Below are 18,151 nucleotides of genomic sequence, written 5' to 3'. Positions count from 1 at the left end.
CCGGGGGCTCTTTTTATATAACAGGAAATTCCGATGGGATTCTATTTGTAATAGGAAACACGGTGTTACAGGATTCTATTTTCATGCTATAATGGATCCCAGAATTCAACAGGAGTCAGGAAAATGGAAGAGACAAGAACCCAGCTTCGTATCTCGGTACGTGATTTAGTAGAGTTTATTCTCCGATCGGGAGATCTGGACAATCGAACAGGCGGAAAAACAGATTTAACGGCCATGCAGGCGGGAGGCCGGCTGCACCGGAAGCTGCAGCGGCGTATGGGAGCCCATTATACCGCCGAGGTGAGCCTGAAATATCTGGTTCCCATGGGAGAGTTTGACTGTCTGGTGGAGGGCCGGGCGGACGGGATCCTGGAAGAGGACGGCAGGATTTACATCGATGAGATCAAAGGAACCTACCGGGACGTGGCCCTTCTGGAGGAGCCGGTTCCGGTACATCTGGCCCAGGCTCTCTGTTATGCCTGTATCTATGCCAGACAGCAGGATTTGCGGCAGATCGGCGTGCAGATGACTTATGGGAACCTGGAGACAGAAGAGCTGCGTTATTTCCGCACAATCCATGAGCGGGAGGAGCTGGATCAGTGGTTTGACGAGCTGATGGGGCGTTATGAAAAGTGGGCCCGGTTCCAGTACGAATGGAAAAAGACCCGGAAGGCCAGCATTCAGCCTCTGGAATTTCCCTTTGTCTACCGGGAGGGCCAGCGGGAGCTGGCCTACAGTGTCTACCGCGCCATTGCCCGGGAAAAACGGCTTTTTATCCAGGCGCCCACCGGCGTGGGCAAAACCATGTCCACGGTCTTTCCCGCAGTGAAGGCGGTGGGAGAAGGACTGGGAGACCGGATCTTTTACCTGACAGCCAGGACGGTAACCAGGACGGTGGCGGAGGAAGCCTTTCTGGTCCTCCGGAAGCAGGGACTGCGCATGAAGGCAGTGACGCTGACTGCCAAAGAGAAGCTGTGTATCTGTGAGACGCCGGACTGCAACCCGGAGGCCTGCCCCTATGCCAGGGGGCATTTTGACCGGATTAATGAGGCAGTCTATGAGCTGCTCACAACCGGCCCGGACGCCCTGGGGCGGGAGGCACTTCTGGCCCAGGCCGGGAAGCATCGGGTCTGTCCCTTTGAGCTGAGTCTGGATACGGCCTCCTGGACCGATGTGGTGATCTGTGATTACAATTACGTCTTTGACCCGAACGTGCGGCTGAAGCGCTTCTTTGGCGAGGGCGTTAAGGGGGACTATCTGTTCCTGATTGACGAGGCCCACAACCTGGTGGAGCGGGGGCGGGAGATGTTCAGCGCCGTACTCTGCAAGGAGGATTTCCTGGAGCTGAAGCGGGCGCTAAAAGGACGGGATCACAAGGCGGAGCGCCTATTAGAACGCTGCAACCGCTATCTGCTGGGGCTGAAGCGTGAATGCGAGAGCTGGCAGCTTCACAAAAATGTGGATCCCCTGATTCTCATGGCGCTGTCTTTGTCTGCGGAGCTGGAGCGCCTGCGGGAGGAGGGACTGGAGCCGGAGCTGGATCAGAAGGTACTGGAATTCTGGTTTTCCCTGCGGAACTTCCTGAATACAGCAGATCTGTTGGACGAAAATTATGTGATTTACAGCGAAATGGGAGAAAATGGAAACTTCTATCTGAAGCTGTACTGCGTGGAAACCGCAGAGAATCTCTGTGCCTGCCTGGATCAGGGGCGCTCGGCCATCTTTTTCTCTGCCACCCTGCTGCCCATGCCCTATTATAAGCACCTTTTAGGGGCGGAGGACGATTATGCCGTCTACGCCCGCTCGCCCTTCCTTCCGGAAAAGCGTCTGCTTCTTCAGGGACAGGACGTGAGCAGCCGTTATACCCGCCGGAACCTTAGAGAATACGGGCGGATAGCCGGATACCTGAAGACCATGACGGCAGCGCGGAAGGGAAATTATCTGGCCTTCTTTCCCTCCTACCGTATGATGGAGGAGATCTGGGACTGTTATCTGGAGCTTGATGGGGGAGAAACCGACTGCCTGATTCAGCAGAGCGGCATGGGAGAGAAGGAACGGGAGGAATTTCTTGCCCGTTTCCGGGAACCGCAGGAAGAGAAAAGCCTTCTGGGCTTCTGTGTACTGGGCGGAATTTTTTCCGAGGGCATTGATTTGAAGGGGGAAAGTCTCATAGGAGCGGCCGTTGTGGGCACCGGACTGCCTCAGATCTGCAACGAACGGGAAATCCTGCGGCAATACTATGAAGGAAGGCAGATGGACGGCTTTGCCTACGCCTACCGCTATCCGGGCATGAATAAGGTCCTGCAGGCCGCAGGCCGGGTTATCCGTACAGAAGAGGATATGGGAGTGGTGCTCCTGCTGGACGATCGGTTCGGAAGCCCGGAGTATACCCGGCTGTTTCCCCTGGAGTGGGGAAACGTGCAGGGCTGCCGGCTGGGAAACGCAGGAGAACAGATAGAGAACTTCTGGAAAATGCGATAAGCTAGACGAAGTATTCCAGGAACTGCTTTGCCGCAGGACTTAAAGGGAGCTGTTCACTGTGTACCAGCATGAGCTGACGGCTGGGCAGCTCCTCGGCCAGGGACAGGGGAAACAGATCCGTGGAATGCTTGGGCAGGCAGTAGTCCGGCACAAAAGCAATGCCAAGGCCGATAGAGGCCAGATCCAGCAGCAGGTCGTTACTGGACAGCTCGATTTCCGGCACCAGATCCAGCTGGTGCTGCTGGAACAGGGCATGCAGGTATTCGCTGGTGGTGCTTTTTCGGTCCAGCATGAGAATCGGATAGTTCAGGAGCTGCCGGAGGGTGAGCTTCTGATTTTCCAGATTAAAATAATTCCGGTTGGCGATAAAGACGTCCTGGAAAGTATGTACCTTCGTCATGTGCCCGGTATTTCCCAGTCTGGAGTTGGGATAGTTGGTAAAAATCAAATCCACCTGGCCGCTTTCCAGCAGATCTACGCAGCCGATGGAGGTATTGTTGGCAACCTTGATATGGATGCCGGGAAATTCCTTATGGAAGCGGCTTAAGTAAGGCACCAGGAAATAGCGGCAGATGGTGTCGCTGGCGCCGATACGGAGCTGGCCGCCGCCCAGGGAGTTGGCCTCCATAATCTGATTTTCACCCCGCTGAATCAGGTTAATGGCCGGTTCAATATGGCGCAGCAGGATCTCCCCCTCCGGGGTAAGCTGTACCCGCTTGGTGCTGCGGATAAACAGGTTCTGGTTCAGCTTTTTCTCCAGCACCTTGATGGACTGGCTGACCGCCGACTGGGAGATAAAGAGCTGTTTGGAAGCCTCGGAGAAGCTTAAGGTAACGGCCACATGATAAAAGACCTTGTAAAGTTCATAGTTGATATCCATAAAATCACTCCTTCTTTTTGCGCAGCATAGGAATCAGGGCAAGCGCGGCAAGTCCAAGGGCAGTGAACAGTGAAATCAGATCGCCTGCCCGGAACAGTGCCGGAAGCCGGAAGGTTACGGTGACAGTGCCAGAGGCCGCCTCCGGGAGAAATACGCGGAGACGGAGCAGCTGATCGCTGACAGCGGTGGTAAGAAGCTGTCCTTCCGTGTCCGAAGCCCGGTAATAGGGATAATAGTTGAAAGGAACGTCCACATAGGCGGCGGAGTCTTCTGCCTTTTCATAGGTGAAGACAGCCTGGCTGCCTTTTCGTCCGGTGTCTGTGAGTGTTACGCCGTCGGAGGCGGTAAAGGTTACCTCCTGGCTGGTAAGCTCCCGGGTGCTGAAATAATCTCCCTCATGGGAAATCAGATACAGGACGTCGGTGGTCTGAACAGAATCCAGCTGATTTTCCACAGAGGCAAAGGCAGCCGCCTCGTTTACATACTGGCTGAAGTAATTGCCTGCGGAACAGGTCAGAAACAGGGCGCAGCCCAGAAACAGCAGCTTTTTGGCTGAGGGTTCCCGGAAATAGCCGCAGACCGCGATGGCCGATACCACACAGAGAAACAGGGTGGCAAAGGGCAGAAACCGGGAGGAAAACTGAATGGCCCCCACCAGATGGTTGAGGAAGCTCAGACGCTGCAGACGCTCCCAAGGAAAATAAATGGTGGAAGCATAGACAGACAGGCTGCCAAAAATCAGGCACCAGACGCCGAGCCGAAGCTGGAAGGCCGGAAGCCGGTTCTGTTTCCGAAGACACAGGGAGAGGAACAGCAGGCTTCCCAGGAGCAGCAGAAGCCCCAGGGAATAAGGCATTTCCCCGGCGATGGATCCCCGGCCCAGGGCGTCGCCCGCCGGGTTTAGAAGTCCGGTATCAAAAAGCTGGACGCCATACAGGGAATATCCGGCCAGGTTGCGGGCGTCGCCCTGGAGGACCAGCGGATACCGCATCAGATCGAGAAGCGGCAGAATGGACCACAGATTCAAAAGCACCGTGGCGCCTCCGGCTATGAGGATATGGATCAGACGCTGCCGATCTTTCAGACAGGGCAGGCTCAGAAGCGCAAAAAGCAGGGCGTATCCCAGGGCCAGCTCGGTGGAAATCATGTGGGACTGGAACAGGCCGGTAAAGGCCAGCACAGCTGTAATCCATTTCTTATCATTTCCATAGAAAAGCTGATACATACCCAGCAGCAGGAGGGGCAGGAACATCGTGGCCAGAACCTCGCCCACCGCGGAACGGGTGTAAAGATTGATGAGCCGGTAGGCTGACAGAGTATAGAAAAAAGCGGCCGTCATGCCGGTTTTTCTGGAACGGAGCAGCCGGGAAAAGGCATAGTAGGAGATACCTGCCGTGGCCAGGTTGACAGACAGCAGGAGCAGCCGGCAGCAGCCGATGGGTGACATGCCAAGGCGGCAGAGCAGGGCGAAGGGATACAGGAACAGTTCCGGGTAGAAAACCGGATTCATGTAGCCGAAGCCGCGGAACAGGCCGGAATGGATGCGCACCGGAAACTGCCCGGTAAAGAGATCCTGGGCCAGATAGAAAATCCGGCTGTAATGGAAGAACATATCATGTCCCCGCAAAAGCCAGGGCAGCGTCAGGGGCATAGAGGCCCAGACTGCCGCAAAGGCCAGGGGAATCAGGACTTCAGCGCGCAGAGGCTTCCGGGTCCGGTACAGCAGAAGCAGGGCAGAGGCCAGCAGAAGCAGGGCGGCGAGAAGCTGCGGATCCCGGTAAAGCCCTCTTTCTGACAGGAGATAGATTCCACGGAAGGTCAGAGCTCCGGCAGCCTGGACCCGGAATTCTACACAGGAAACCGGGTCTTCCACCGTGAAGGAAAGGGATATGGTTTCCTGTCCGGGCTCCACAGGGACTTCCGATAAAATCCGCCCCGGAGTGTTGTCTCCGTTCAGATACAGAGGATCGTATACCTGGACCTTACTGCCCTCCTCCTGGGAGGTGACGGCAAAGGTCAGCTGATAGCTTCCTTTTTTGAAATAATAATCATTGCTGGTCAGGGTGATCGCTCCGGCATCCTCGGGAACGGTCAGCATGTCCTGTTCGGTGCTGACGATACCGATGGCGTCCTCCGGATAATTCATATCTTCATAAGTGAAATTGCGCTCCACGTAATCCTGGAAGGGAGCGGCAAGAAGCATGATAAGCAGAACCAGGGTAAAAAAAAGCTGGCCTTTGTATTGCCTGAGTTGTTTCATAGAGGTCTCCTTCAGTTGAGATAAAAGGTTATTACAGTTTTTTTCAGTATAGCACAGAATGGGAAGAAAATCCATTAGAGAAAGTTATAAATTAATTTAAATTTATTAATTATACTTATGGAAACTTTTATGCTATGATGGGATCAGGAATTGTTGCAAGAGGAATTATATGGTATAATAGCCCATGATATGATAAAGATATTATACCGTACTGAGGATAATACTATTTAGGAGGTCGGTTATGAGCAACGTAAGAAGAATCTATGTGGAGAAGAAGGACGCTTTTGCGGTAAAGGCAAAGGAGCTTCAGGAAGAGATTCAGAGCTTTCTGGGAATCGAAGATGTAAAGGGTGCGCGGGTGCTGATCCGCTATGATGTGGAGAACATCTCGGACGAGGTATTTGCCCGGGCTTGCCGGACCGTATTTTCCGAGCCGCCGGTAGATACTTTATATGAAGAGAGCTTCGAGGCTGCTCCGGACGCTCAGGTGTTCAGCGTAGAGTACCTGCCGGGACAGTTTGATCAGAGAGCGGATTCTGCCGTACAGTGCGTCCGTTTCCTGAAGGAGGACGAGCAGCCGGTGATCCGTACCGCTACCACCTACGTGATTGAGGGCGGCATTTCCCCGGAAGAGCTGGCAGCCATTAAGAGCTACTGTATCAACCCGGTGGATTCCAGAGAAGCGGCTGTAGAGAAGCCGGATACTCTGGTAACCGTATTTGAAGAGCCTGCAGACGTGAAGATTTTCGACGGCTTCTGTGAGATGGACGAGACTTCCTTCCGGGAGCTTTACAACTCCCTGAATCTGGCGATGACCTTCCGGGATTTCCAGCATATCCAGAATTATTTCAAAAATGAGGAGCACCGGAATCCGTCTATGACTGAGATCCGCGTGTTGGACACCTACTGGTCCGACCATTGCCGTCATACCACCTTCTCCACAGAGCTGACCGACGTAAGCTTTGAGGAGGGCTATTATAAGAAGCCCATCGAAGAGACCTATCAGCAGTATCTGGCAGACCGGGCGGAGATTTTTAAAGGCAGAAAGGACAAGTTTGTCTGCCTGATGGATCTGGCGCTGATGGCCATGAGAAAGCTGAAGGCAGAAGGAAAATTACAGGATCAGGAAGAATCCGATGAGATCAATGCCTGCTCCATCGTAGTTCCCGTGGAAATCGACGGGGAGACCGAGGAGTGGCTGGTAAACTTTAAGAACGAGACCCACAACCACCCGACGGAGATTGAGCCCTTCGGCGGCGCGGCTACCTGTCTGGGCGGCGCAATCCGCGATCCGCTGTCAGGGCGTACCTATGTATATCAGGCTATGCGTGTAACCGGCGCGGCAGATCCCACCGTATCAGTAAAGGAGACACTGAAGGGCAAGCTGCCCCAGAAGAAGCTGGTACGCGGCGCAGCCCACGGCTACAGCTCTTACGGCAACCAGATCGGTCTGGCTACCGGCTATGTAAAAGAGATTTATCACCCCAACTATGTGGCAAAGCGAATGGAGATTGGCGCGGTGATGGGCGCGGCGCCCAGAAAGGACGTCATTCGTGAGACCTCCGATCCGGGAGATCTGATCATTCTTCTTGGCGGCGAGACAGGCCGTGACGGCTGCGGCGGCGCAACCGGATCCTCCAAGGTCCATACCGAGAAGTCCATCGAGACCTGCGGCGCTGAGGTACAGAAGGGTAACGCTCCCACCGAGCGTAAGATCCAGAGACTGTTCCGTCGTCCGGAGGTAACCCGTCTGATTAAGAAGTGTAACGATTTCGGCGCAGGCGGAGTATCCGTAGCCATCGGCGAGCTGGCAGACGGCCTGAAGGTAAACCTCGACCTGGTTCCGAAGAAGTACGCGGGACTGGACGGTACGGAGATCGCTATCTCCGAGTCCCAGGAGCGTATGGCTGTTGTAGTAGATAAAAAGGACGAGGCAGAATTCCTGAAATACGCTGCAGAGGAGAACCTGGAGGCTACCACCGTAGCTGTGGTAACCGAGGATCCGAGACTGGTGCTTTCCTGGAGAGGAAAGGAGATTGTCAATATCTCCCGCGCGTTCCTGGATACCAACGGCGCACATCAGGAGACTACGGTAGCAGTGGATCTGCCCACCGAGCAGGATAAATATTTTGTAAGAAATGAGGTAGGGGACGTCCGGGCAAAATGGCTGGATACCCTGAAAGATTTAAATGTATGCTCCCAGAAGGGCCTGGTGGAGATGTTCGACAGCTCCATCGGCGCAGGCAGCGTTCTTATGCCCTACGGTGGCAAGTATCAGCTGACCGAGACCCAGGCTATGGTAGCAAAGCTGCCGGTGCTGAAGGGTAAGACAGACGTAGTAACCATGATGAGCTACGGCTTTGACCCCTATCTGTCCAGCTGGAGCCCCTATCACGGAGCTGTTTACGCAGTCATTGAGTCTGTGGCAAGAATCGTAGCGGCAGGCGGCGATTACAGCAAGATCCGGTTCACCTTCCAGGAATATTTCCGCAGAATGACCGGAGATCCCCATCGCTGGAGCCAGCCCTTCGCAGCCCTTCTCGGCGCTTACAGCGCGCAGCTGGGCTTCGGACTGCCCTCCATCGGAGGCAAGGACAGTATGTCCGGTACCTTCAACGAGATTGACGTACCGCCCACACTGGTATCCTTCGCCGTAGATGTGGCCAGCGACAAGACAATTCTCACACCGGAGCTTAAGAAAGCCGGCAATAAGCTGGTTCTGGTACAGATTCACAGAGACGCTTACGATCTGCCGGATTATGAGGAGATCAAGAGCCTGTATGGCCGCTTCTTCGAGGACGTAAAGGCAGGACGGATTGTTTCCGCTTACGCTCTGGACGGTTCCGGTCTGGCAGCCGCTGTCAGCAAGATGTCCTTTGGTAATAAGCTGGGCGTTCGGATTGAGCACAGCGTAGATAAGAGAGACCTGTTTACCGCAGGCTTCGGCGATATCGTGGCGGAGGTTCCCGCAGACAAGGTGGGCGAGCTTGGCGTAACCTATACCGTAATCGGTGAGGTGACCGAAAGCGGCTTCGCCTACGGCGATATGAAGATCGATACAGAGGAAGCGCTGAAGACATGGGAAGAGCCGCTGGAGAAGGTATTCCCGACCACCGCAGTGGCAGGAGCCGAGAAGGTGGAGAGTCCGCTTTACAAGGCAGACAGCGTCTATGTATGCAAGCACAAGGTGGCGCGCCCGACCGTATTTATTCCGGTGTTCCCGGGAACTAACTGCGAGTATGACAGCGCAAAGGCCTTTGAGCGCGCAGGCGCGGACGTAATTACCAAAGTATTCCGCAACCTGTCCGCAGATGATATCCGCGAGTCTGTAGAGGAGTTTGAAAAGGCCATCGGCCAGGCGCAGATTATCATGTTCCCCGGCGGCTTTTCCGCAGGCGACGAACCGGATGGCTCCGCCAAGTTCTTCGCGACAGCCTTCCAGAATGCCCGGATGAAAGAGGCAGTTATGAAGCTGCTGAACGAGCGGGACGGTCTGGCGCTGGGAATCTGCAACGGCTTCCAGGCTCTGATTAAGCTGGGACTGGTACCCTACGGCGAGATCGTGGGACAGACGGAGGATTCCCCGACCCTGACCTTCAACACCATCAACCGCCACGTATCCAAGATGGTTTACACCAAGGTAATGACCAACAAGTCCCCGTGGCTTGCAGGCGCAGAGCTGGGCAAGACTTATGTAAACCCGGCTTCCCATGGAGAGGGACGTTTTGTGGCAAGCAAGGAGTGGATCGACAAGCTTTTCGCAAACGGTCAGGTAGCGACCCAGTATGTCAATCCGGATGGCGAAGCCAGCATGGACGAGTATTGGAACGTAAACGGTTCCTACGCAAGCATTGAGGGAATCACAAGTCCGGATGGACGTATCCTTGGCAAGATGGCGCACTCCGAACGCCGGGGCGACTCCGTTGCCATCAATATTTACGGAGAGCAGGACATGAAGATCTTCGAGTCCGGCGTAGCATATTTTAAGTAAGACAAAGGAATGTTTATGGACACAAAAAAGTTTGAATTTTTTTGCAGTCGTGTAGCAGCAGGGGTAGGAATCCTAATCTTGGGATTCCTGTCCCTGTATAGTATTTTTTACACAAGAAAATTTCCAACCAATCATGACGAGATGCCGGTGCAGACCTGGGGCTCGCCGGTAAGTCTGGTGATTCTGGTGGTATTACTGATCGCAGCTGTAGGGTATCTCGGACACTGGATTTTAAAAAATGAGAAGCACCGGGAACGGAACATCCGCCTGTTGCTTGCCTTTACCTGTATCTATGCGGCAGTCTACGGAATCGTCTGGGCCTTTGCCTGCAAATACCACATGATGTGGGATCCGCAGCTGGTATCCTTCTGGGGCGATCAGCTGGCACACGGCATGAATGACGTCAGCGCCAGCGATATTGATTATCTGAGCTCCTATCCCCACCAGATGGGACTGATTGCGCTGCTGGAGCTGGTCTACCGGATCTGCGGTCCCGAGAACTATCACGCCTTTCAGGTGCTGAACGGGCTGGGCGCCGGAGCCATCGTATATCTGGGCTGCAAAATCATAAGAATGACCACGAAGCGTCAGGAGCCGGCAGTCTATTTTCTGCTCCTGATGTTGTGCTGTCATCCTTTATATATTTATGTGTGTTTTGTCTACGGAGAGGTGCTGTCTGTGTGCCTTTCTTTTCTTGCTGTTTACGCGCTTTTATTATATCTGGAGCGTCGGCAGATCCGCTACGGCGTGCTGTTGGGCGCGGCGCTGACCCTGGCCTGCCTGGTACGGAGCAACTGCTATATCGTCATTGCGGCCATCGCCTGCGTCCTTCTGGTAAAAATGATTTCCGACAAAAAGCTGCGTCACGGTCTGGTGCTGCTTCTGTGCCTTGCCATGTTTTTCGTGAGCCATACGGCTCTTGATAAGTTCTATGAGCAACGGCTGGGCTTTTCATTGGAAAATGGTATGCCGACGGTGCTCTGGGTGGCCATGGGCCTGCAGGAGGGCGGAAGCGACGGCATTGAGCGGGAGGCCGGCTGGTACAATGGCTTTGCCTACGACGTCTTTGTGGACGAGTGCGGAAGAGATCAGGAGCAGTCGAAGCAGATTGGTATGGAAGCTGTGATGGAATCTCTGACGAATTTTAAAGAGCATCCGGCCTATGCCGCGGACTTCTTCTGGCGCAAGATCGGAAGTCAGTGGGTAGAGCCCACCTATTCTTGTCTGCAGGAGACCAACCGTAGAATCGAGGAGCGGAGCACCTTTATGGATCGGCTTTACAAGGGCGATCTCTGGCCGGGCTTTGTGCGCTTTATGGACGTATATCAGTCCGTGATTTATTTCGGAGCCTTTCTGTTCCTGCTTCTGATAATTCGAAAAAAGATTCCGGTGGAGCAGCTGTCTCTGCTGATTGTAGTTATCGGCGGTTTTCTCTTTTACGTTGTCTGGGAGGCAAAATCCAGGTATGTGTTGCCTTATTTTATTATGCTAATCCCCTCCGCCGCCTGCGGTTGGGATCTGTTCCTGCAGAAATTAGGAAATCTATGGGAAAAATGCGAAGCGGGCAGCCGGGTACGGGCCTTGACAGTGAAACTTCAGACCGAAAAGACAGAAACCATCTGCAGCCGCGTCGTTCTTCTTCTGGCTGGGCTGCCGAGCGTATTTCTGTTTCTGTACAGTCTGGTTTTTACCACCGTTTACGAGAGCAACAATCTGGAGGTGCCCTCCCAGGTGACGGATCCGACGCTGCTTGTGATCCTTTTTGTACTGTTATCTCTGGCGGGGCTTTGGCTGGCCGGACAGTGGATTTTGAAGCAGGAGGCCAACCGGAAGCGAAACCTGTGGATTCTGCTTGGCGTTATACTGGTTCACTGCATGACGTTCTGTACAGCCTGGAATCTCCTGGCTCAGAGCGCATTGCGGGCAGATCCTCTGTATATCCACGCTATCGGAGGAGGCTTTGCCTTAAGCGACCTCAATGAGAGCGCCATGGATTATCTGTATACCTATCCCCATCAGGCGGGGCAGGCCCTTCTGGTGGAACTGGTGTACCGGCTTTTCGGGTATGAGAATTTTCTGGCTGTCCGTCTGGTGAATACTCTGGGAGTTCTGGTTTTCGTACTCAGCGGGTTTGAGATCACGGAAGAACTGTTCCGCAACGACCGGGCAAAGGTGAATTTTTTGTTGCTGGCAGCAGGCTGTATTCCGCTTTTTGTGTATACAAATGTAATTTACGGAGAAGTTCTGGCAATTGCGGCAGTTTCCTTCGGCCTCTGGATGTTCCTGCGCTGGCTGCGGGAAGAAAAGGGCTGGGAATTACTTCTGATGACTCTGGCTCTGGTTTTTGCGGTGTACATGAAAAATAATGCGTTGATTGCGGCCGTGGCGATTGTCATCACGGCGGCGGTAAAGGCTCTGGCAGGGCACAGAAAGAAGCTGGCGGCGTGGATGCTGCCGTTTCTGGCTGTCCTTCTGCTGGCCCAACCGGCCATGACGAAGCTGTACGAGCAGCGGAGCGGCTGGCCGCTTGATCAGGCTATGCCGAAAACTCTGTGGGTGGCCATGGGACTTCAGGGAGAAGGGATAAGGGCCGGCTGGTGGAATGAGTATCCGGATGAGGTCTACAAGGAACAGGCCGGTTACAATCCGGAAGAAGCGGACGCCATTGCCAGAGAAGCAATCGCGTATTCCGTAAAAGGCTTTGCGCAGCACCCGAAGGCCGCGGTATCCTTCTTTGGCCATAAATTTGTCAGCCAGTGGAATGACGCCAGCTATGGCTGTGAAGTGAGCGCAGGAAGCCAGGATACGCCGAAGCTGGAATTCTGGATGAACGGGTATCAGTCCCTGATCCTGCTGGGCGTCTGCAGCTTTGTAATATATGGCTGGAAGCGGCGGTACCGCATGGAGCAGTGTCTGCCGGTACTGATTCTGCTGGGCGGCTATCTGTTCCATCTGGTCTGGGAAGTAAAGGGCCGGTACGGACTGTTTTATTTCGTGCTGCTGCTTCCGGCAGCGGCAGAAGGGCTTTCCGTTCTTGGCAGCAGACTGACGGAATACATGAAACACAGGGAGAAAAAATAGAATGAACAAAAAACATTGGACGCTGGAAACGCTGTCCTGTAAGGTGGTCTGGCTGTTAAGCACCCTGATTTTTCTTGCGCTGACAGGAACCAGCCTGATATTTACCCGGTATTTTGCCGCGGATTACAGCGCGGAAATCCCGTATGAGCGGATTGCGTGCTTTCCGCTGACGCTTCTGGGAGCCGTGGCCCTGGGGAGCGCGATCTGGTGGATCAGCGGACGGATTTCCGAGGAGGAAGAAAAAGGGAAAAAACAGGTGCGCAGGCTCCTGATTGGCGTACTGCTGTGGTGCCTGGTTCTGGGAACCGGCTGGGTACTTCTGGCGATCAGTACGCCGGTGGCAGATCAGATGATGATTACCTCCAGTGCGGAGCGGTTCGCGGAAGGAAATTACGGGCGCCTGGATTACGGAAAATACCTGTATTATTATCCGTTCCAGCTGGGACTGGTGGCCTATATGGAGCTGGTATTTAAACTGTTTGGCACTAACAATTATACAGCGCTTCAGCTTATCAATGTACTGGGAATTGCAGGAAGCGTGTATGGGGGCTACCGGATTGTGAGACTTCTGACAGACAGAAGAAGGGTGGAGGCCTGTTATCTTCTGCTGGCAGCCCTGTGCTTTCCGTTCCTGATCTTCAGCGCCTATCTGTACAGTGACGTGCTCTCTATTTTCCTTTCGGTGCTTGTGGTCTGGCAGCTTCTGGAGCTGCTGAAGGGAGAAAAAAAAGCAGCCCTTCTGTGGATGGTACTGGCGGGGACTGCGGCGGTGCTGCTTCGGAGCAACAGTCTGATTGTACTGATTGCGGTGTGCTGTGTATTGGCGGTAAAAGCCGTTTCGGAGAAAAAATGGCTGTATCTTTTATGCATATTACTTTTGGGCGCAGGCGTGACCGCAGGACGTCAGGCGGTGAACCATCATTATGAGACCGTCTCAGGTACGGCGCTCAACGATGGCATGCCATCTGTGCTCTGGATTGCCATGGGGATGCAGGAGGGCGATAAGGAGGCCGGCTGGTACAATGGCTATTCCATGTATACCTATCAGGACGTATGCCAGTATCATGGGCCTACCGCCCAGACTCTGGGAATTGCGGAGATCAAAGCCCGTGCCAGGGAATTTCTGGGAAATCCGGCTTACGCTGTGAATTTTTATTTCCGGAAATTTACCAGTCAGTGGAATGACCCCACTTACGGTTGTTTTATTATGACTTATGCTACAGAGCGGGAGCGGAGCGAGCTGGGGAAGAGCCTTTATACCGGACGTCTCAAACAGGCTCTGGAAAGCTTCATGGACTGCTATCAGTTCCTGATTTACGGAAGCATTCTGTTTCTGCTGATTTACCGGAGAAAAGAAAAAAGAGGGCTGGAGTGGTATGCGCTTCTGATTGCTGTGATTGGCGGCGTGCTGTTCCATGAACTCTGGGAAGCGAAATCCCGCTATGTGCTTCCGTATTTCGTCATGATGATACCTATGGCAGCTGCAGGCCTTGCGGAACTTGGCGGGGCAATCGGAAAATGGAGGACGAAAGATGAAACTGAAAAAAGCGGCAGATAGGACGGTTTCTGTTCTGGGACTGATCCTGTTTGGAACACTGACTGGCTTCAGTCTGTTCCTGACCTCGTATTTTGGGGCAAATTACGATGAAATCCCCTATCAGAGGGTAGATATTTTTCCACTGGTACTCCTGATCTGTGGATTGCTTACCTGGCTGATGTACCAGGCGTCGGAGTGGATGCTGCGGGATGCACAGAGGCAGGAACGGCGGATCCGGATACTGGCCGGTCTGGTATTCCTGTATACGCTTATTTTCGGAATCTGGTGGGTCGGCGCGGCCAAATGTATTCCGCTGGGGGATCAGGCTTCCGTCTGCACAGCGGCAGAACAGTTCCGGAACGGCAACTATGAAATGCTGACCATTGATTCCTATGAAAAATATCTGTTTATCCATCCCCATCAGCTGGGGTTGACGGCGCTGACGGAACTGATCTTTGTGCTGTTCGGAAATGGAAATTATGAGGCGTTTGAATATCTGAGCTGTCTGGGCGCGGCTCTTACCCTGTATATGGGATATCGGATTACCCGTGTTCTGACCGGGGAAAAGCGGGCGTGGATCTATTATCTGTTTCTGGCGGCAGCCTGCTTCCCGTTTTTATTCTATGTGGTGTTCGTATATGGGGAGATTCCCTCCATCACCTGTTCGATGGTGGCTGTCTGGGGCTTTCTGGAATACCGGAAACGGCGGACGGAGAAAAAGCGCCTGGGCTGGCTGGCCCTGTGCTGCGTGGGAACTGCCCTGGCCTGCCTGATTCGCAATAACTGTGTCATACTGCTGATTGCCTTTGTATTGATTCTGCTGGTCTGCGCGGTCGGTGAAAGAAAGCTTAAGTCTCTGCTGGCGGCAGTTCTGATAGCAGCAGTTTTTATGGGAGGAAGGGCTGCCCTGCGCAAATCCTATGAGCTTCGTTCCGGCGTGGAATTGAACCAGGGAGCGCCCATGCTTCTCTATGTGGCAATGGGAATGCAGAAGGGCGAGGGGGCGCCCGGCTGGTCCAACGGCTACATTTTGCACAATTACTGGGGCGTATCGGATTTTGACAATGAAGTATCGGAGGCTATGGCGAAACAGGATATCCGTAATTCCGCATCTGAATTTCTGCACCATCCTAAATACGCGCTGCGCTTCTATGTGGAAAAATTTACCAGCCAGTGGAACGATCCCACCTATGAGTGTTATGCCATGACCCATATCAGCGGGGACGAACCGAGAGGGCCGGTGGCGGACAGTATCTTCCATGGAAGGCTGCACACCATGTTTGAGTGGTTTATGAACCAGTATCAGACTCTGGTCTACGGCGGCGTCTTCCTGTGGCTGCTGTATGGGTTCTGGAGAAAAAAGGATCTCTCCGTGCTGGTGCTGGTTATCGGCGTAATCGGAGGATTTCTGTTCCACATGCTCTGGGAAGCAAAGGGCCGTTATATTCTGCCGTATTTTATGCTCATGCTGCCGATGGCGGCCGCAGGACTTGCGGAATGTTCCGTCCGGCTGAAAAGCTGGCTTGAAAAGAAAGGAAGACTTCCGGCAAAGGGAGTATAAAGGAGTCGCGAATGAAGGAGTTTTGGAAAAAATATAAAGGGCAGCTGTTTGCTACGCTGATCCTGATGATTCTTATAGCTGCAGCCCCCTTCGAGTCTTATTATCAGAGAAGCTGGACGGCGTCAGATCTGGAGATTCCGGCGGAGACAGAAGGTTTTGCGGCTCTGACGGAGGACGAGGATCCGGTTCTGGAGATAAGAGAGGGCGCAGAGTCCGGAGTGGTTGCAGTGGTGGAGAACGTCACTCTTCAGAAGGGAACCTACCGAATCCAGGCGGTGACTCTTTCAGAAAGCAGCCAGAACACGTTGGAAATCTGGAGCAGCCGTCATCTCAACGGGGACAATACGGAAGGAAAGCTGCTGGGAGAAATGAGCCTGGCTTCCGAAGGGGGACTGAAGGAAGCCATATTCCGTGTAGAGGATTCCCTGGAGGACGTAAGCTTCCGGGTGTTGTACGGCGGAACAGGAAACCTGAATGTCAGCAGCCTGTACCTGACCAGCACCGGACGGATGTACCGGGATCCCTGGATTCTGATGGGGCTGGTTTTACTGGCGTCCCTGCTGGTTCTGCTGCTGCGGATAAAAAAAGGCGATCCGGACAGAATGGGAAAAAGAGCCCTGCTGGTACTGGGGGCGGCGGTCGTTCTGGCGGCGGTTCCGGTAAGCTTTCAGTATGTGTTGGACGGAAATGATCTGTATTATCAGTTTAACCGGATTCTGGGAATTCAGGAGGCTTTGAAGGCGGGACAGTTTCCGGTGAAGCTGCACAGTACCTTCCTGCATGGCTATGGCTACGGTTCTCCGATTTTCTATCCGGAGCTGTTTCTCTATATTCCGGCTGTGTTTGGCTGTATGGGCATGTCTCTGATTGGCTGTTACAGGCTGCTTCTGCTGCTGGTTCATATGGCGACAGCTTTTGTAAGCTACCGTTCCTTTTCTGGCCTGATGCATTCCAGGGAAAAAGGATTGCTGGCAGCCTGCCTGTACACTTTATCCGTATACCGTCTGATTGATCTCTATACGCGGGCGGCCCTGGGAGAGGGCATGGCCATGATCTTTCTTCCCCTGGTTATGTGGGGATTGTATGAGTTGTTCTTGGGAGATTCCGGAAAATGGTATCTGGCGGCTCTCGGATTTACCGGGGTAATGCAGTGCCATATTCTGACCACAGAGCTCAGCGTAGTGTTCGGAGCTGCTTTTGGCCTGATGTATATCCGAAAATTAAAGGAGAAAGGACGGATACCCGCGCTGCTGCTGGCAGGCGGAAGCACAGTCCTGATGAATGTGGGGCTGGTGCTGCCTCTTTTGCAGCATACGGCTTATCCGTTTAAGGTATTTTCTGTGGAAAGCACCTTAAGCTGGTGGACGGTGACGCTGCCGAAGCTCTTTGATCTGCTGTTGTCCAATCCCACGCAGCGAATGTACGCAGGACTGGAAAACAGCGGCGAAATGCCCTGTACCATTGGTTTTGTACTGCTTCTGGGAATCCTTGCCTTTGGGTACAGCTGGGTGATGAATCCGGAAAAACAGAAAGAGGACGTAAGCTTCCGCCGTTATAAGACAGCCTTCGTGCTGGCGGTTATCGGGCTCTATGTATCAACCAGCTATTTCCCCTGGGACAGAGTCCAGAGTATCGGCATACTGAACCGTCTGGTAAGTACGGTACAGTTTTCCTGGCGCTGTCTGGCGATTTCCACAGCGCTGCTCTGTCCGGTGTGCGCGGAGGGCGTCTGGCGGCTGTCAGAGAACCGGGAATTGCGAAAAGGGCTGTGTATCGGGTTCGGAGTTCTGGTTGTCCTGTGCAGCGCGATTTATGTAAACCGATACTGCGAGGAGGCAGGCCCCCGTTATACCAGTGAGAATGCGTACCAGAGAGAAAAGTCACAGGTTGATGAAATGTATTTTGCCAATGTGCCCCACTCCAACAGCTTCCGGATCTGGAACCGGGAAAATACCTTTACGCCCTCCGGGGGTGTGACGCTTTCGGATTGTGTACGAACAGAGAAGCCGTCGGCAGAATTTACCTATGAGAAGCCGGAAGGAATGGAGTCTGCTTTCGTAGACGTATCTCTGACCTGGTATCCGGATTACCGCGCAAGGCTTTCCGACGGTACACCGCTGCTGACCGACGTGGGCGACGGAGGCGTGCTTCGAATCTGGCTTCCGGAAAACGCGGCCGGATCTGTGAAGGTGTATTACCGGGAACCGGGTTATGTAAGGCTTGGAAAGCTGATTTCACTGCTGGCTTTTTCCGGAGTCTGCCTGATGATGGGAAAAAGGAAAAAGAAAGATAAAACCGTATAAAAACAGGGCGGTATACACATACTACCCCCACAGACAAATGCGCGGACGGCGAATGGC

Annotated in this window: 8 protein-coding genes; 6 read left to right on the top strand and 2 right to left on the bottom strand. The window is 53.7% G+C overall.

The annotated features are described in order from the left end of the window. Positions 1–123 precede the first annotated feature (123 nt). Positions 124–2,481, top strand: a complete 2,358-nt coding sequence (locus tag ACTNCH_RS11415; RefSeq protein ID WP_441018000.1) for an ATP-dependent DNA helicase — start codon at positions 124–126, stop codon at positions 2,479–2,481. A 1-nt stretch (position 2,482) separates the two neighbouring features. On the opposite strand, the gene ACTNCH_RS11410 is transcribed toward ACTNCH_RS11415, so the two are convergent. After that, entirely contained in the window at positions 2,483–3,361 is an 879-nt protein-coding gene (locus ACTNCH_RS11410) for a LysR family transcriptional regulator (protein ID WP_441018002.1), read from the bottom strand. Positions 3,362–3,365: 4 nt separating this feature from the next. Then, a complete protein-coding gene (locus ACTNCH_RS11405) occupies positions 3,366–5,621 on the bottom strand; it encodes a hypothetical protein (protein WP_441018004.1) in 2,256 nt (751 codons plus the stop codon). Positions 5,622–5,862: 241 nt separating this feature from the next. On the opposite strand from ACTNCH_RS11405, the gene ACTNCH_RS11400 reads away from it, so the two are divergent. From ACTNCH_RS11400 to ACTNCH_RS11380, 5 genes are read left to right on the top strand one after another with little or no spacing between them, the layout of a single operon-like run. Continuing rightward, a complete protein-coding gene (locus ACTNCH_RS11400; protein WP_441018006.1) occupies positions 5,863–9,612 on the top strand; it encodes a phosphoribosylformylglycinamidine synthase in 3,750 nt (1,249 codons plus the stop codon). Positions 9,613–9,627: 15 nt separating this feature from the next. Beyond that, on the top strand, positions 9,628–12,693 hold the full coding sequence (locus ACTNCH_RS11395) for a glycosyltransferase family 39 protein (protein WP_441018008.1): 3,066 nt from the start codon (positions 9,628–9,630) through the stop codon (positions 12,691–12,693). A 1-nt stretch (position 12,694) separates the two neighbouring features. Beyond that, positions 12,695–14,251 (top strand): ArnT family glycosyltransferase, encoded by a 1,557-nt coding sequence (locus ACTNCH_RS11390; protein WP_441018010.1) that lies wholly within the window; start codon positions 12,695–12,697, stop codon positions 14,249–14,251. Beyond that, positions 14,226–15,791 (top strand): ArnT family glycosyltransferase, encoded by a 1,566-nt coding sequence (locus tag ACTNCH_RS11385; protein WP_441018012.1) that lies wholly within the window; start codon positions 14,226–14,228, stop codon positions 15,789–15,791. The genes ACTNCH_RS11390 and ACTNCH_RS11385 overlap by 26 nt, the downstream gene beginning before the upstream one ends. Before the next feature lie 11 nt (positions 15,792–15,802). Then, on the top strand, positions 15,803–18,094 hold the full coding sequence (locus ACTNCH_RS11380; protein ID WP_441018014.1) for a hypothetical protein: 2,292 nt from the start codon (positions 15,803–15,805) through the stop codon (positions 18,092–18,094). Positions 18,095–18,151: the final 57 nt, after the last annotated feature.

This window comes from Candidatus Merdisoma sp. HCP28S3_D10, from assembly GCF_052065835.1.
Lineage (GTDB): Bacteria > Bacillota > Clostridia > Lachnospirales > Lachnospiraceae > Laedolimicola.
Note: the sequence above shows the minus strand (reverse complement) of the source record. Positions and strands in the feature narration are given on the sequence as shown.

What these genes read in the sequence shown, in the direction of transcription:
- ACTNCH_RS11415 (WP_441018000.1), top strand. Translation starts at nt 124, where the DNA reads ATGGAAGAGACAAGAACCCAGCTTCGTATCTCGGTACGTGATTTAGTA.
- ACTNCH_RS11410 (WP_441018002.1), bottom strand. Translation starts at nt 3,361, where the DNA reads ATGGATATCAACTATGAACTTTACAAGGTCTTTTATCATGTGGCCGTT.
- ACTNCH_RS11405 (WP_441018004.1), bottom strand. Translation starts at nt 5,621, where the DNA reads ATGAAACAACTCAGGCAATACAAAGGCCAGCTTTTTTTTACCCTGGTT.
- ACTNCH_RS11400 (WP_441018006.1), top strand. Translation starts at nt 5,863, where the DNA reads ATGAGCAACGTAAGAAGAATCTATGTGGAGAAGAAGGACGCTTTTGCG.
- ACTNCH_RS11395 (WP_441018008.1), top strand. Translation starts at nt 9,628, where the DNA reads ATGGACACAAAAAAGTTTGAATTTTTTTGCAGTCGTGTAGCAGCAGGG.
- ACTNCH_RS11390 (WP_441018010.1), top strand. Translation starts at nt 12,695, where the DNA reads ATGAACAAAAAACATTGGACGCTGGAAACGCTGTCCTGTAAGGTGGTC.
- ACTNCH_RS11385 (WP_441018012.1), top strand. Translation starts at nt 14,226, where the DNA reads ATGAAACTGAAAAAAGCGGCAGATAGGACGGTTTCTGTTCTGGGACTG.
- ACTNCH_RS11380 (WP_441018014.1), top strand. Translation starts at nt 15,803, where the DNA reads ATGAAGGAGTTTTGGAAAAAATATAAAGGGCAGCTGTTTGCTACGCTG.